This window comes from [Clostridium] symbiosum ATCC 14940 (assembly GCF_000466485.1).
Taxonomy (GTDB): domain Bacteria; phylum Bacillota; class Clostridia; order Lachnospirales; family Lachnospiraceae; genus Otoolea; species Otoolea symbiosa.
This window is the reverse complement of record NZ_KE992976.1, coordinates 1-14,862: the sequence shown is the minus strand read 5'-3', so window position 1 is coordinate 14,862 and position 14,862 is coordinate 1. Positions and strand designations below refer to the sequence as shown.

Annotated in this window: 12 protein-coding genes and 1 riboswitch; of the genes, 8 read left to right on the top strand and 4 right to left on the bottom strand. The window is 50.2% G+C overall.

Going from position 1 to position 14,862, the window contains the following annotated elements; genetic code table 11:
- Positions 1–118: 118 nt before the first annotated feature.
- The 5 genes from prfB to CLOSYM_RS16320 all read left to right on the top strand — a co-directional run bounded on the left by prfB (position 119) and on the right by CLOSYM_RS16320 (position 5,032).
- A protein-coding gene (gene prfB, locus CLOSYM_RS16340) for a peptide chain release factor 2 (RefSeq protein ID WP_390570414.1) occupies positions 119–1,247 on the top strand; the annotation gives its coding sequence in 2 pieces (ribosomal slippage) (positions 119–181 and positions 183–1,247; 1,128 coding nt in all).
- A gap of 271 nt (positions 1,248–1,518) precedes the next feature.
- Entirely contained in the window at positions 1,519–1,962 is a 444-nt protein-coding gene (locus CLOSYM_RS16335) for an ACT domain-containing protein (protein WP_003502898.1), read from the top strand.
- Positions 1,963–1,967: 5 nt separating this feature from the next.
- Positions 1,968–3,176: a homoserine dehydrogenase gene (locus CLOSYM_RS16330; RefSeq protein WP_021642964.1), complete on the top strand. Its 1,209-nt coding sequence runs from the start codon at positions 1,968–1,970 to the stop codon at positions 3,174–3,176.
- A 260-nt stretch (positions 3,177–3,436) separates the two neighbouring features.
- Entirely contained in the window at positions 3,437–4,645 is a 1,209-nt protein-coding gene (locus CLOSYM_RS16325) for an aspartate kinase (protein WP_003511011.1), read from the top strand.
- Between the two features lie 30 nt (positions 4,646–4,675).
- Positions 4,676–5,032 carry a DUF2752 domain-containing protein gene (locus CLOSYM_RS16320; RefSeq protein WP_003502904.1) on the top strand — a complete coding sequence of 119 codons (357 nt, stop codon included), beginning with the start codon at positions 4,676–4,678 and terminating at the stop codon, positions 5,030–5,032.
- 132 nt (positions 5,033–5,164) lie between these two features.
- On the opposite strand, the gene CLOSYM_RS16315 is transcribed toward CLOSYM_RS16320, so the two are convergent.
- The 3 genes from CLOSYM_RS16315 to pflA all read right to left on the bottom strand — a co-directional run bounded on the left by CLOSYM_RS16315 (position 5,165) and on the right by pflA (position 8,695).
- The gene (locus CLOSYM_RS16315) at positions 5,165–5,563 is read right to left on the bottom strand and encodes a DUF4190 domain-containing protein (protein ID WP_021642962.1); all 399 of its coding nucleotides are present in this window, start codon (positions 5,561–5,563) and stop codon (positions 5,165–5,167) included.
- A 143-nt stretch (positions 5,564–5,706) separates the two neighbouring features.
- Positions 5,707–7,950, bottom strand: a complete 2,244-nt coding sequence (pflB, locus tag CLOSYM_RS16310) for a formate C-acetyltransferase (RefSeq protein WP_021642961.1) — start codon at positions 7,948–7,950, stop codon at positions 5,707–5,709.
- Positions 7,937–8,695 (bottom strand): pyruvate formate-lyase-activating protein, encoded by a 759-nt coding sequence (gene pflA / locus CLOSYM_RS16305; RefSeq protein WP_081697083.1) that lies wholly within the window; start codon positions 8,693–8,695, stop codon positions 7,937–7,939. Before pflA ends, pflB begins: the two co-directional genes overlap by 14 nt.
- A gap of 53 nt (positions 8,696–8,748) precedes the next feature.
- Positions 8,749–8,829, bottom strand: a riboswitch (ZMP/ZTP riboswitch).
- A 220-nt stretch (positions 8,830–9,049) separates the two neighbouring features.
- On the opposite strand from pflA, the gene CLOSYM_RS16300 reads away from it, so the two are divergent.
- The gene (locus CLOSYM_RS16300; protein WP_021642958.1) at positions 9,050–11,191 is read left to right on the top strand and encodes a Tex family protein; all 2,142 of its coding nucleotides are present in this window, start codon (positions 9,050–9,052) and stop codon (positions 11,189–11,191) included.
- A 92-nt stretch (positions 11,192–11,283) separates the two neighbouring features.
- Here CLOSYM_RS16300 and CLOSYM_RS16295 read toward each other — a convergent pair whose 3' ends face one another.
- On the bottom strand, positions 11,284–12,222 hold the full coding sequence (locus tag CLOSYM_RS16295) for a LysR family transcriptional regulator (protein ID WP_003502914.1): 939 nt from the start codon (positions 12,220–12,222) through the stop codon (positions 11,284–11,286).
- A gap of 529 nt (positions 12,223–12,751) precedes the next feature.
- Here CLOSYM_RS16295 and CLOSYM_RS16290 point away from each other — a divergent pair.
- Both CLOSYM_RS16290 and CLOSYM_RS16285 read left to right on the top strand, forming a co-directional pair.
- A complete protein-coding gene (locus tag CLOSYM_RS16290) occupies positions 12,752–13,672 on the top strand; it encodes a DUF6282 family protein (protein ID WP_003502916.1) in 921 nt (306 codons plus the stop codon).
- A gap of 14 nt (positions 13,673–13,686) precedes the next feature.
- Positions 13,687–14,766 carry a TRAP transporter substrate-binding protein gene (locus tag CLOSYM_RS16285; protein ID WP_009296997.1) on the top strand — a complete coding sequence of 360 codons (1,080 nt, stop codon included), beginning with the start codon at positions 13,687–13,689 and terminating at the stop codon, positions 14,764–14,766.
- The last annotated feature ends 96 nt before the right edge of the window (positions 14,767–14,862 follow it).

Genomic DNA, 14,862 nt, shown 5'->3' with positions numbered 1-14,862 from the left:
CGTACCGGCGGCGTCCTCACCTGCTTATTTAAATTTTGCAAATACACCTTGTAAATCAACAACCATTCCTGTAAAATAAAACATGTCTGACTATAATAGAATGAAAGTGGGTGAAGCTATGGTTGAATTAGATCAGTTCAAATATACGTTATCAACGTATGATACAACTTTAGTGGAAGTGAGGGATTCACTTTGACCTGGATAACAAGGTAAAGCGAATCGATGAATTGGACAAATCAATGGAGGAACCGGGATTCTGGGACGATCCGGAGAGGTCCACAAAAACAGTAAGAGAAGCAAAGAATCTAAAGGACACGGTGGAGACCTACCGCCACCTGGAGCAGCAGTATGAGGATATCCAGATAATGATAGAGATGGGATACGAGGAGAATGATCCCTCGATGATCCCTGAAATTCAGGAGATGCTGGATGAATTTATCAACAGCCTTGAAGATATCAGGACAAAAACGCTGCTTTCCGGGGAGTATGATAACTGCAACGCGATTTTGAAGCTGAATGCGGGAGCAGGCGGAACTGAGGCCATGGACTGGTGCAGCATGCTGTACCGGATGTACCAGAGATGGGCCGACAAGAAGGGATATACGACCGAAGTGCTGGATTTCCTGGACGGTGATGAGGCGGGAATCAAGTCAATCACTGTGCAGATTAACGGCGAGAATGCTTTTGGATACCTGAAATCAGAAAAAGGCGTTCACCGGCTGGTACGTATTTCACCGTTTAATGCGGCAGGAAAGAGGCAGACTTCCTTTGTATCCTGTGATGTCATGCCGGATATTGAAGAAGATCTGGATATTGAGGTCAATCAGGATGATCTGCGTATTGATACCTACCGATCCAGCGGCGCAGGCGGACAGCATATCAACAAGACGTCGTCTGCCATCCGTATTACCCATATCCCGACCGGAATCGTGGTGCAGTGCCAGAATGAGCGCTCCCAGTTCCAGAATAAGGATAAGGCAATGCAGATGTTAAAGGCAAAGCTCTATCTGTTAAAGCAGCAGGAGAATGCGGAGAAGCTTTCCGATATCCGGGGCGATGTCAAGGATATCAATTTTGGAAACCAGATCCGTTCCTATGTTATGCAGCCCTATACACTGGTCAAGGATCACCGTACCAATGCCGAGAACGGCAATGTAAATGCGGTAATGGACGGCGATATCGATCTGTTTATCAGTGCATATCTGAAATGGATCAGCCTGAAAAGCCAGGAGGTTAAAGAACAGTAAGCCGGTGACGGCAGAGCGGGAAGACCGGCATCAGAGCGGTTTTCCCGCTTTTTAAAGTTTTGTTGATGAGTTCGATCTTAACCAGAGCCTGCCGCCGCAATTTTGCGGTGAGCAGGCTTTGTATTGCATAAAAAACAATTTATACGTATAAAAATCGAATTTCCACGTAAAAAGTTATTGCACCCACATTTTAAATGTGTTAATATCTTTGCTATGAATACAAATGTATTTCTCAAGCATACATAAAGACGTACAGCGCAGGGGAGTGTATATGGAAGAGCAGACAAAATATTTTGTGTTAAAACAAAAGGCGGTGCCGGAAGTTTTGCTGAAGGTGGTGGAGGCAAAAAAACTGATAGAATCAGAGCGCGCCATCACGATACAGGAGGCCACGGAGAAAGTGGGGATCAGCAGAAGTTCCTTCTATAAGTACAAAGACGATATTTTCCCGTTTTACGACAACGCAAAGGGAAAAACAATCACGCTGGTGCTGCAGATGGACGACGAGCAGGGGCTGTTGTCGGATCTTCTTCACACCGTAGCGGTCTATAAGGCGAATATTCTGACTATCCATCAGAGTATTCCGGTCAATAACGTGGCCTCGCTGACACTGAGCGTGGAAGTCAGGCCGGATACCGGTAATATTTCCAGGATGGTTGAGGAAATGGAAGAGAAAAAAGGCGTTCACTATGTCAAAATAATAGCCAGGGAGTAGAGATTATGATTCAGGTAGCAGTAATGGGTTACGGAACGATTGGTTCCGGCGTCGTGGAAGTGTTAGAGACGAACAGAGAGATTATAAAGAGGAAGACCGGTCAGGATATTTCGGTAAAATACATTCTGGATCTGCGTGAATTTCCGGGAGATCCGCATGAGGACCTGATAGTACATGATTTTTCCACTATAGAAAAGGATCCGGATGTGGGAATTGTTGTGGAGGCCATGGGCGGAGTGAATCCCGCTTACGCTTTTGCAAAAGCCTGCCTGCTTGCCGGTAAACAGGTAGTTACATCCAATAAGGCGCTGGTGGCGGCCCATGGAACAGAGCTTCTCCAGATTGCCAGGGATAAAAATATTAATTTCTTCTTCGAAGCCAGCGTGGGAGGCGGGATCCCGATTATCCGCCCGATGGTTCAGTGCCTGGCAGGAGAACAGATTCTGGAAATCAGCGGTATCCTGAACGGTACGACAAACTTTATTCTCAGCAAGATGGACCGTGAGGGGCAGACGTTTGAGGAAGCCCTCAAAAAGGCTCAGGAGCTTGGATATGCGGAGCGCAATCCGGAGGCGGATGTCGAAGGATATGATACCTGCCGTAAAATCACGATTCTGACCTCCCTTGCACTTGAAAAAGAAGTGAATTATGAGGAAGTGTATACGGAGGGAATTACAAAGATTACGGATACGGATTTCAAATATGCGGCTAAGATGGGAACCTCCATCAAGCTTTTTGGAAGCAGCCGCATGGCTGACGGGAAAACAAGCGTATTCGTATGCCCGATGATGATAGACAGGGATCACCCCCTTTATGGAGTGAGCGACGTATTTAACGCGGTGATGGTCCGCGGCAATATGGTGGGGACGCTGATGTTTTATGGAAGCGGCGCCGGTAAGCTGCCGACGGCCAGCGCGGTAGTTGCCGATATTATGGAGGCCGCCTGCCATATGACGGATAATGTTCCTCTCGGCTGGAGCAGTGAGAAGCAGCAGCTTTCCAATGTCAAGGAGATGCGGTTCCGTTATTTTATCCGCTTTGCAGGTTCTGCGGCCGAGAAGCTGGCTGATGTGGAAGCCGCTTTTGGAAAAACGGAAATAATTGAATTGCCCGGCATGGACGAGTTTGCCGTTCTGACCGGTGAGATGACGGAACTGAAGTATCATAAAGTTGCCGCGGCATTTGGAGATATCCGCCAGATGATACGGGCCTAAAAAGTATTTGAAATAATAGCAGCCATACGAGAATCCCTGTATTTGCCGTTATCGGCAGGCACAGGGATTCTCGGCAACAGTCCAGGCTTCTTACCTGTTGCGATGTACGGACGGCAGCAAAAAGTTACTGTTCACACCACGCCGCTTTTTAGCGGGGGGTGAACGGTAACATCGGAAATATGCGTCAGCTCGATATTTGACACAGGGATTGATTTGGTATAAAATAGAATTTCTAAACTACACAGGAGGACAGGCGTTATATGCTGGTCGTGAAAAAATTTGGCGGCAGTTCTGTTGCCGACAGGGAGCGGATCATGAATGTGGCAAGGCGCTGCATTGAGGATTACGAGAAGGGTAATGACGTGGTGGTAGTTCTGTCCGCCATGGGAAAGACGACGGACGGCCTTCTTGAAAAGGCCCGGGAGATAACTGAGACGCCGTCTAAAAGGGAATTGGACATGCTGCTGGTAACGGGAGAGCAGGTATCGGTTGCGTTGATGGCCATGGCCTTCCAATCTCTGGGAGTGCAGGCGGTATCCCTCAATGCTGCGCAGGTGGCGATGAGGACAACATCGGCTTATGGTCAGGCAAAGCTCAAGAGAATCGATACGGAGAGGATCCGCAATGAGCTGGATGCCAGGAAAATTGTGGTAATCACAGGATTTCAGGGAATTAATAAATATGATGATATGACGACACTCGGCAGAGGCGGCTCCGACACGACGGCGGTTGCACTGGCAGTTGCCCTCCATGCAGATTTCTGTGAGATTTATACAGATGTAGACGGCGTATATACGGCAGATCCGAGAATCGTGCCGAATGCCAGAAAACTTTCTGAAGTTTCCTATGATGAGATGCTGGAATTTGCATCTCTTGGAGCGAAGGTTCTGCACAACCGTTCCGTGGAGATGGCGAAACGGTATGGAGTGAAACTGGTGGTGCTTTCCAGCTTGACGAGAGCGGAGGGGACAATCATTAAGGAGAAGACCAGTATGGAAAAAATGTTAGTGAGCGGCGTGGCGGCCGATAAGAATACAGCCAGAATTTCTGTGCTTGGGGTAAAGGATGAACCGGGAATCGCCTTCCGGCTGTTCAACCTCCTGGCCAGATACCGGATCAATGTGGATATCATTATCCAGTCCGTGGGCCGTGACAACAGGAAAGATATTTCCTTCACAGTTGCCCGCACGGATTTGCAGGAAACCATGAAGATTATAAACGATCATCTGGAGATGCTGACTGCCGATTCGGTGAGCGCCGATGATACGGTCGCGAAAATTTCAATTATCGGAGCCGGTATGACCAGTAATCCAGGCGTTGCCGCGAAGATGTTCGAAGCGCTGTCCGGCGCCAATATCAATATTAAAATGATTGCAACCTCCGAGATCCGTATAACCGTGCTGATTGATGAGGAGGATGCAAGCCGTGCGATGCGGGTGGTGCATGATGCATTTTCTCTGGCAGACTGACATGCACGCTTTTAAAGAGGAGACGGTTCTATGAGAATTTTGGCAGAGCTGATAGAGAGTGCCGGCCAGGGCATATATCCCTGTCTTTTTCATTTGGTGACAGGGGCATATTGTCCGGGCTGCGGCGGCACAAGGGCGCTTTTGGCATTGCTGCACGGCCGGTTGGCGGACAGCATCCGTCTGAACCCGCTGGTTCTGTATATGGCGGTGTCGATTCCCTCTTTCTTGCTCTACCGTTTTTACTGCGCAGGGAAAAAGAAGCCGGTACGGCCTGCGGTATGGATGACGGCATTAGGCGCCGGAATTATAATACTGGTAATGAACTTTATTATAAAGAATTATTTTCTGCTGGTAAGGCATGTGGATTTACTGGCGCTTATTTATTGACGGCGGCCTGCCGCCTCAGTGCGTTCCTCCGCGGAGCGGTTGAAATTTAAAAGATATAATAAGACCCGGGAATGGAAAAATTCCCGGGTCTTGTTGCGTACATCCGGCCGTGGGCCGTCTGAAATCATGCGGTTACTGCATGTTCTGGTATTGATCCAATATCTGGTCAAACATCGAAGACATCTGCGGATCACGGAGCATAAAATTAATTGCTATCATATAAAGACCTTCCGCCACACCGAGAATCAGTGAGAGGATGCCTAAAACAAGTCCTGCAATAGCCAGGCCGGTAAACGGTTCCCCCTTCCGTGAGAGAAAAGAGAGGATGATTGCAGCCACACCCAAAATGATAGAGAGCGGAAAAGCAATACAGGCACAGAGGGAGAGCGTGCCTATGATACCGCAAATCAGGGAGGCGGTTGCCGTGCCGTTTGGCTGTCTCACGGGCCTGCCGCCGGGAATACTGCCGTTATTTTTACCGTTCCCCTGCTCGTCCTTATATTGGTTATCATTGCTGTCATAATAGTCCATGGAAAAACCTCCTTTGTATCTTTATGATTGTAACATGGTTTTCAGAGGTTGTCCAGAGAGCAGAAATGGAGTTGCACGGCGCGAAACTGAAAATAATGGAGTTTCGCGCCGTGCAACTCGGGATTTTCAGCGGGGGGACAAAGTCACATGTGTTCATGGAAGGTGCGTTTAATGACTTCCAGCTGCTGCTCACGCGTAAGGCGGCTGAAATTGACGGCATAGCCGGAAACACGTATGGTCAGTGTCGGATACTCTTCGGGATGAGCCATGGCATCCGTCAGAACCCGGCGGTTCATCACGTTGACATTCAGGTGATGAGCGCCCTGGGCGAAATAACCGTCCAGTATGGATACAAGATTGTCAACACGTTCCAGCGGCGATTTGCCCAGGGCATCCGGGACGATGGAAAAGGTATTGGAAACGCCGTCCTGGCAGACGGCCCGGTACGGTATCTTAGCCACTGAGTTAAGTGAGGCGAGCGCGCCGTTCAAATCCCGCCCGTGCATGGGATTTGCTCCGGGGGCAAATGGTTCCCCGGCCTTTCGGCCGTCGGGAGTGGAGCCGGTCTTCTTGCCATACATTACATTGCTTGTGATGGTGAGAGCGGAGAGCGTGTGGACGGCATTCCTGTACAGCGGGTGTTTTTTCAGTTCGGAAGAGAAGAAATCCACAAGCTCCACTGCAATGTCATCTACCCGGTCGTCATCGTTTCCGTATTTGGGGTATTCCCCCTCCACGGTAAAATCAACGGCAATCCCATTCTCATTCCGAACCGGTTTAACCCGGGCAAATTTAATTGCAGACAGGGAGTCCGCTGCAATAGACAGACCGGCCACGCCGAAAGCGGCCAGGCGTTCCACCAGGGTGTCATGCAAAGCCATCTGGCTGGCTTCATAGGCATACTTATCGTGCATATAGTGAATGATGTTGATGGTATCGGCATAGAGTCCGGCCACATATGCCAGCACCTTTTTATAGTTCCCCAGCACTTTGGGATAATTGAGCACTTCGTCGGTGTCCGGCTGAATGCCCGGAATTACATGCAGGCCTTTTATCTCATCCACTCCGCCGTTGATCGCATACAGCAGGCTTTTCGCGAGGTTGGCCCTGGCCCCGAAGAACTGCATCTGTTTGCCGGCCGCCATCGCAGATACACAGCAGGCGATACAGTAGTCATCTCCATACATGGGCTGCATTAATTCGTCATTCTCATATTGGAGCGAGTCGGTTTCGATGCTCATGCGGGAGCAGTAGGACTTAAAGGCAGCAGGCAGATTGCGGCTCCACAGCACGGTCAGATTGGGTTCGGGAGCCGTTCCGAGGTTAGTCAGAGTGTGCAGATACCGGAAAGAACTGCGGGTGACGAGGGTACGTCCGTCCACGCCCATTCCTCCTATGGCTTCTGTGACCCAGGTGGGATCGCCTCCGAACAGCTCATTGTATTCAGGGGTACGCAGATGGCGTACAAGGCGCAGCTTGATGATAAACTGATCAATCAGCTCCTGCGCACCCATTTCATCTAAAATTCCCAGATCCAAATCGCGCTGGATATAAATATCGAGAAACGTAGCGGTGCGGCCCAGGCTCGTGGCGGCGCCGTTGTTTTCCTTGATTCCGGCGAGGTAGGCCAGATAAAGGTTTTGTACGGCTTCACGGGCTGTTTCGGCGGGGCGCGTGATATCACAGCCATATTTTTCTGCCATCCGGGCCATTTCCTTTAATGCGCGGATTTGCATGCTCACTTCTTCCCTCAGACGGATCCTTTCATCCGTCATGGCTCCGTCCATCATGTCCAGGTCTTTTTTCTTTTCTTCGATCAGAAAATCAGTGCCGTAAAGCGGAACCCGGCGGTAGTCGCCTATGATGCGTCCGCGCCCGTAGGCATCCGGCAGACCGGTGAGCAGGCCTGCCGAACGGGCCAGGCGCGTGCGCTCGGGATAGGCGTCAAATACGCCGTCGTTATGCGTCTTGCGGTAGAGACGGAAATGTTTTTCAATTATGGGATCCAGGCGGCAGCCATACTGTTCCAGCGCCTGCTCTGCGGTACGGATGCCTCCGTACAGATTGACGATGCGTTTCAGAGGGGCGTCGGTCTGCAGGCCGACGATTACTTCATTTTCTTTATCGATATAACCGGGGGCAAAATTATCGATACCGGAGACGGTCCGTGTCTCCACGCCGATGATGCCTTTCTCCACCTCTTCAATAATCAGGGCATGGGCTTTTTCCCAGACCTTTTCCGTGCGCTCGGATGCGGGGGCAAGAAAACCGGCGTCACCGGTATAGGGGGTGTAGTTTTTCTGGATAAAATTGCGTACATTTACAAGATGGCGCCATTCCCCGGTGCGGAATCCTTCCCAGGCTTTGTTGTTGCTATTGACAGGCATAATGAATCCTCCATTTATTATTCTGACGGGCCGGGCAGCAGCCGCGGTTCATGAGCTGCTGCCACTGTGCCGTGATTTCCGGTTTCATGGGCGGGACATCTTCCAGCGGATATGGGATGCCGAGTTCGCGGTACTTTGGTACGCCCAAAACATGGTAGGGAAGCAATTCCACTCTTTCTACTCCGCGCAGTGTTTTTAAAAACTGCCTCAGCCCTTCAAAATGGCTGTCTCCGTCCGTCAGCCCGGGAACCGCCACGTGGCGTATCCACATGGGAGTCCCTGATTTCTGTACGGCATCAAGGAAAACGGCCGCTTCGTCCGGGGACTGTCCCGTAACCCGCTCATAGCCTTTGGCAGTAAAATGTTTCACATCGAAAATCACCAGATCGGTGTACTTAAGAATTTCCTCATAGTTTCCTGCTCCGCAGCCGGCGGTGTCGAGGCAGGCGGAGATTCCCTCGCTCCGGCAGAGCTTAAGCAGTTCCAGAAGGAAGCCGCTCTGGAGCAGAGGTTCGCCTCCGGAAAAGGTTACGCCTCCTTTAGAGCCGTAGTAGGGTTTAAACCGTTTCAGCTTCTGCATCAGAAACTCCGCCGTACAGAGAGAGCCTCCGTTTGGATCCCAGGTATCAGGATTGTGGCAGTACCGGCAGCGGAGACGGCAGCCCTGCAGAAAAATCACGGAACGGATGCCGGGGCCGTCCACCAGCCCCATGCTTTCAATGGAATGGATACGTCCGGATATCAAATGAATAACCTCCTTTTGATGAAAATGATCGAAAAAAGCCGGCAGTCCGGGCTTTTTTCTGCCCAGACGGTCGGCCGGTTATCGATCATACTCCACGTGGTCTTCCACTTGTTCCGTCAGTCATATGATCACCATGTTTTTTAATATAGCCAGTATTCGGAAATTTGTCAACTATAAATTTTCCTGTGGTAATGCTGCATTAGACGAAAGCGGTTCCCGTCCGCCATCCTATATCTGAACTTGCAGCCGGAGGAAGAATCCTGTATAATAATCTGGCACAGGAAATTTATGGCGGCCGTTCACGGCGGACTTCATACCGTCATCAGATGCAATGACACAAAGTGAGGAAATAAAATGGATATTATTCAAATTTTAAAAGACGAACTCCAGATTAACCGAAGCCAGGTTGAGGCTGCGGTCAAACTGATTGACGAAGGCAATACCATCCCGTTTATCGCCCGTTACCGCAAAGAAGCGACAGGCTCTTTGAACGATGAGGTGCTGCGAAATCTGGATGAGAGATTAAAATATTTAAGAAACCTGGAGGAGCGGAAGGAACAGGTTATCAATTCCATACGTGAACAGGAAAAACTGACTCCGGAGCTGGAGAAAAAGATTCTGGCGGCGTCGACGCTGGTGGCAGTGGAGGATCTTTATCTTCCATACAGACCGAAGCGGAAGACACGGGCCAGCATTGCGAAGGAGAAGGGGCTGGAGCCTCTTGCCAATCTGGTTCTTATGCAGCTTACAAAGACGCCGCTTCTGAAAGAGGCGGAGCATTATATCTCAGAGGAGAAGGGCGTTCTGACTGCGGAGGAGGCCCTGAACGGAGCGAAGGATATTCTGGCCGAGCGTATAGCTGAGACGGCTGAGTACAGGACATATATCCGCAAGGCCACATTCCAGGAAGGCTCTCTCGATTCATCTGCCCGTGACGGGAACGCGGAATCTGTCTACGAGATGTATTATAACTTTACGGAGCCGGTAAAGAAAGCGGCGGGGCACCGTATTCTCGCACTTAACCGGGGGGAGAAGGAGAAGATCCTTACTGTGAAAATCACTGCTCCAGAAGAGAAGATTCTGCGCTATCTGGAGAAGAAGGTAATCACCAGAGAGAATCCGGAGACGGCCCGCGTACTGAGGGAAGTGACGGAGGACAGCTATAAGCGCCTGATTTCCCCTGCCATTGAGCGCGAGATACGCAGCGAACTGACGGAGAATGCGGAGGCGGGAGCTATTAAGGTATTCGGAAAAAATCTGGAGCAGCTTCTGATGCAGCCGCCTATTACAGGCCGCGTCGTACTGGGATGGGATCCGGCATTCCGTACGGGCTGTAAGCTGGCCGTGGTGGACGGTACCGGCAAAGTGCTTGATACGGTGGTGATTTACCCAACCGCACCCCAGAATAAGGTGGAAGAATCGAAGAAAATCCTGAAGAACCTGATTACGAAATATGGCGTTTCACTGATTTCAGTGGGCAACGGAACGGCGTCCAGGGAGTCGGAGCAGATTATCGTCGGGCTTTTAAAGGAGATAAAAGAGCAGGTGCAGTACATCATTGTCAATGAGGCGGGAGCGTCTGTCTATTCGGCAAGCAAGCTGGCTACGGAGGAATTCCCGAATTTTGACGTGGGACAAAGGAGCGCGGTTTCAATCGCAAGGAGGCTCCAGGATCCGCTGGCGGAGCTGGTTAAAATCGATCCCAAATCTATCGGAGTTGGCCAGTACCAGCATGATATGAACCAGAAGAATCTGAGTGAGGCCCTGCAGGGTGTGGTGGAAGACTGCGTAAATAAGGTGGGAGTTGACTTGAATACGGCGTCGGCCTCCCTTTTAGAATATATTTCCGGCATAAACAAGACAATTGCCAAAAATATTGTGTCTTACAGGGAAGAGAACGGAGTGTTTGAAAGCAGGAGGGAACTTCTCAAGGTGGCCAAGCTGGGACCGAAGGCATTCGAACAGTGTGCCGGGTTTATGAGAATCCAGGGCGGAAAGAATCCGCTTGATACGACCAGCGTCCATCCGGAAAGCTATAAAGCGGCTGAAGCGCTGCTGAAACGTCTCGGGTACGAGGTGAAGGAGCTGACCTCCGGAGGCCTGAAGGGCATCAGTAAAAAAGTTACGGATTATAAAAAGCTTTCACAGGAGCTGGAAATCGGAGAGATTACCCTGCGTGATATCGTGAGTGAGCTGGAAAAGCCGGCCAGGGACCCGCGTGACGAGATGCCGAAGCCAATTCTCAGGACGGACGTCATGGATATGAAGGACCTGGCTCCTGGTATGGTGCTGAAGGGAACGGTCAGAAATGTTATTGATTTTGGCGCATTCGTGGATATCGGCGTGCATCAGGACGGACTGGTGCATATTTCCCAGATGACGGACCGCTATATCAAACATCCTCTGGAGGCGGTCAGTGTCGGTGATATCGTGGAGGTCAAAGTACTGGGCGTGGATTTGGCGAAAAAGAGAATATCCCTGACGATGAAGCTATAGTCACGGCCCCGCTGAAAATGCGATCCTGCCCGGAGGGCTTTCCTATAGAATAAAAAGGCGTGGAAAGGTTTGACAAGAACCTTCCACGCCTTTTATACGAGCTGCCGGGCCACATCGCGGATTAACTCACAGAAAGCCCGTATATAAAACGGCTGCTCCACATTTTTATGCCATATCAGATCAACCCGCAGTGGATAATTGAAGTTTTTGACGGGGAAGATGTGAATAAATTTGTCCGGTTCGCATTTTGCATTATGCTCATGGACCCTGAGGGAGAGCATTTTGGGTATCAGTGTAGCGCAGAGTCCGGAAGCACAGAGCAGAATGTGGGTATCACAGTCGCTGATGTGATAGGGAATCTTGTTGAGAGAAATCCCGTAATCTAAAAGATGCTGCCGGATTACGATGTTGAGCGCCCCTGTTTCATAATAAAGAGAGAAAGGCACCTCTGAAAATTCGGAAAGATCCACCCCTTCTTCAAAAACTGATAAATACTTCCCTCCAAAATGCCTCTGGAAGAGGCCTTCGCTGATACTTAGGTACATTTCGTCGTTTACAAGTGGAAGCACGGAAAATGCCGGGTTCTGAGACGTGTTGACGCCTAAAAACAAATCGATGGATCCGTCTAAAAGGCGCTGTTCCAGAACAATCGTATCATTGACATAGAAGGAAACCTCCACTTCAGGAAAATGCTCGTAATAGTCCTTCAGGACGAGAGGCAGGATTACCTGTGCGCGGGAGGTACTCATGCCGACGGTAAAGGAGCCTCTTTGTCCGGATGAAATTTCTTTTAAGTTCTTTTCCATGCTGGATTCCAGGATGTGGATACTGCGCAGTGTTTTCAGCATGGTTTCTCCTGCTTTTGTCAAATGGAGACTAGGTTTTCTTTCAAACAAGGCAACCTCGTATTCCTGTTCCAGGCGTCGTATATGGTCACTTACGCATTGCTGCGTTACGAAAGCCCGTCTGGCAGCTCGTCCGATATTCATTTCTTCTGCTACCAGTAAAAAAATATTAAAGCTCTGTTTCAAAATCCTCCGCCTCCTTCTTTGTCTATTTTAACATAGCAGGCACAACGATTAATAACAAGTAATCACTTGTAGGCATTCCGTAAAACATTGTGGCGGTATCTGTGTTCTGTCCGGCCGGTGTATCTTACCATAGTCTTTGTCAGAAGGCTGCAGATTATCCATTTTTGACGATATTCCAACGGAACTGCCGTAACAGTTCAGGCATCTGAACTGTTAGGCCATCCGGCTGATTAAAACCGCTTCGCGATGAGCCGAATGCTTACTGCCGCTACCTTTTCGCACGGTCAGCGCAGTAAATGCGCAGACATGTCTGACCTGTTACGAACTGCTGCGGTCTGGCAACAGTCCGTGCTGTCTTTACACGGTTTGGGGAAAGGAAAATGCCGGGGAAGAATGCCGTATTGACAAGCATTTACTTGTGGATGGATATAAACTACTTGTTTTTATTTGTTGAAAAATTATGCTAAAATATGGATATAACAACCTGCAGGGAGTGAAAAAATAAACAATTTCATATTTGGAGGGATAAATGACAGATAAATATGGGGAGGCCAAAGAACTCTTGAGGGGCGGCTATGATCTGCATGCCCACAGTTTCCCCTCCCATGTCAGCCGCTCTGTGGATGATTTTGAGCTGCTGGAACAGGCGGCAGGAGCCGGAATGGCAGGCGTAATGATTAAAAACCATTATGAATCCACAGCAGCCAGGGCCGCTCTTATGAATAAGCGAAGCGGGCTGCCGGTACGGGCCTATGGAGGGCTTGTACTCAACTGGCCGGCCGGAGGCATTAATCCATATGCAGTAGAAAGTGCACTGAAACTGGGAGCGGGTTTTATCTGGCTTCCCACCAGAGATGCGGCTCACTGCCTGCAATATGGCGATATGCCGGGCGATTTTTTTTCACGTCCCGGAATTGGGCTTTTTGACGAATCGGGAAAACTGGTTTCCGGGTTTTATGAGGTCCTTGAAGTGATAAAAAAGTATGATGCTGTGCTGGCGACCGGACATATCAGTGTTTTGGAATCTGTTGCGGCATGCCGAGCCGCCAGGGAGGCGGGAGTGCGGGCAGTACTCACCCATCCCGAATGGAAACGGACCGTGGTTCCGACGGAGATCCAGAAGGAACTGGCCGGAATCGGTGTTGTAATTGAGCGGAACTGGGCTAACATCGAAGACGGCGACTGCACGGCAGAGCAGATGGCGCAGCATATCAGAGCAGTCGGGACAGAGAATAACTTTATTGCCACCGATCGCGGCCAGGCATTCAGGGAACCGCCGGTGGAGGGGATGATCCGCTTCATTGAGGCGCTGCTGGGAAATGGATTTACAGAAAGAGAGATAAGAACCATGGTCTGTGATATTCCTAAGAGCCTGTTGGAAGGAATAGAAAAAAGACGGACAGGGAGCGAAACAAAACAGATATTAACAGTGGAAACAAAAACAGCATGAAGGAGGAACGGTTTATGAAGAAATGGGTGTCAGGCATCCTGTTGTGTGCAGCGGCGGTCAGCCTTGCGGCATGCGGGAATAAGAACGCGTCATCAGGAGAAGGAACGGAAAAAGCCGCGGAGGCCGGAGAGAGCCGGGACAGCTTAGGCGGGCAGCAGGAAAATGCGGCCAATGCATCAAAGGTGTACCAAATAGGATTTACGACGGCTGCGGTGGAGGATGATCCATACTATGTGTTTGCTAAAAATTTTTCTGACATCGTGGCGGAGCGCACCGGAGGCGGAATCCGGATCGACGTGATGGGAGGCGGACAATTGGGACAGGAAGGAGAAATGTTCTCCGGAATGCAGATGGGCACAACGGATATGGCGGTAATGACGAATGCCTACGCCAGCGGATACGTACCGGCATCCGGTCTCTTTGACCTGCCGTTTATATTTAAAGATAATGAGACTGCCGCGAATATACTGGACGGTGAAATCGGGCAGAGCATTTTAAAAGAGTATGACAATTACGGTGTAAAAGCGCTTGGATGGGGAGAAGGCGGATTCCGCCATCTGGTGACTCTGAATAAGGCGGTAAGAGAACCGGCAGATATGAAAGGTTTGAAAATACGCTGTATGGAGACGGAGACGTACCTGGCTACCTATGCGGCTTTAGGCGTGAACGCGGTTCCCATGGCATGGTCCGAGACAATTACCGGACTCCAGCAGGGAACAATAGACGGTCTTGATATTCCTGTCAGCGTAACATACAGCAACGGTTTTCCGGATATAGCCAAATATCTGAATATGACAGGCCACTTCTATTCCCCTCTTTTGATTTGTGTGTCGGGTGAGGTGTTCGACGCTCTGAGTCCGGAGGAACAGCAGATTTTGTCGGAGGCTGCCGTGGAGGCGGGAAAGGCCTGCCGTGAGAATAATGCCCGTGTTGAAGAGCAGATGCTGAGCGAAATGGAAGAGCAGGGGATGACGGTTGTCCGCGACGTGGATTTGGCGGCATTCCGAGAGGTACTCGGAGACTTCTATGAGTCCAGGAAAGAAGCGATCGGCGGCAGCTATGTTGATGATCTGATGGCAGCGCTGGGAGAGTAAAATAGAAGAAGCAAGCAGACAGTCTGTTTCCCCGCGGCCGTACCGGACGCGGGGAAACACAGGATAGCATTCTGGTGATATGTCAAGAACTTTTTG

What these genes read in the sequence shown, in the direction of transcription:
- CLOSYM_RS16335 (WP_003502898.1), top strand. Translation starts at nt 1,519, where the DNA reads ATGGAAGAGCAGACAAAATATTTTGTGTTAAAACAAAAGGCGGTGCCG.
- CLOSYM_RS16330 (WP_021642964.1), top strand. Translation starts at nt 1,968, where the DNA reads ATGATTCAGGTAGCAGTAATGGGTTACGGAACGATTGGTTCCGGCGTC.
- CLOSYM_RS16325 (WP_003511011.1), top strand. Translation starts at nt 3,437, where the DNA reads ATGCTGGTCGTGAAAAAATTTGGCGGCAGTTCTGTTGCCGACAGGGAG.
- CLOSYM_RS16320 (WP_003502904.1), top strand. Translation starts at nt 4,676, where the DNA reads ATGAGAATTTTGGCAGAGCTGATAGAGAGTGCCGGCCAGGGCATATAT.
- CLOSYM_RS16315 (WP_021642962.1), bottom strand. Translation starts at nt 5,563, where the DNA reads ATGGACTATTATGACAGCAATGATAACCAATATAAGGACGAGCAGGGG.
- pflB (WP_021642961.1), bottom strand. Translation starts at nt 7,950, where the DNA reads ATGCCTGTCAATAGCAACAACAAAGCCTGGGAAGGATTCCGCACCGGG.
- CLOSYM_RS16300 (WP_021642958.1), top strand. Translation starts at nt 9,050, where the DNA reads ATGGATATTATTCAAATTTTAAAAGACGAACTCCAGATTAACCGAAGC.
- CLOSYM_RS16290 (WP_003502916.1), top strand. Translation starts at nt 12,752, where the DNA reads ATGACAGATAAATATGGGGAGGCCAAAGAACTCTTGAGGGGCGGCTAT.
- CLOSYM_RS16285 (WP_009296997.1), top strand. Translation starts at nt 13,687, where the DNA reads ATGAAGAAATGGGTGTCAGGCATCCTGTTGTGTGCAGCGGCGGTCAGC.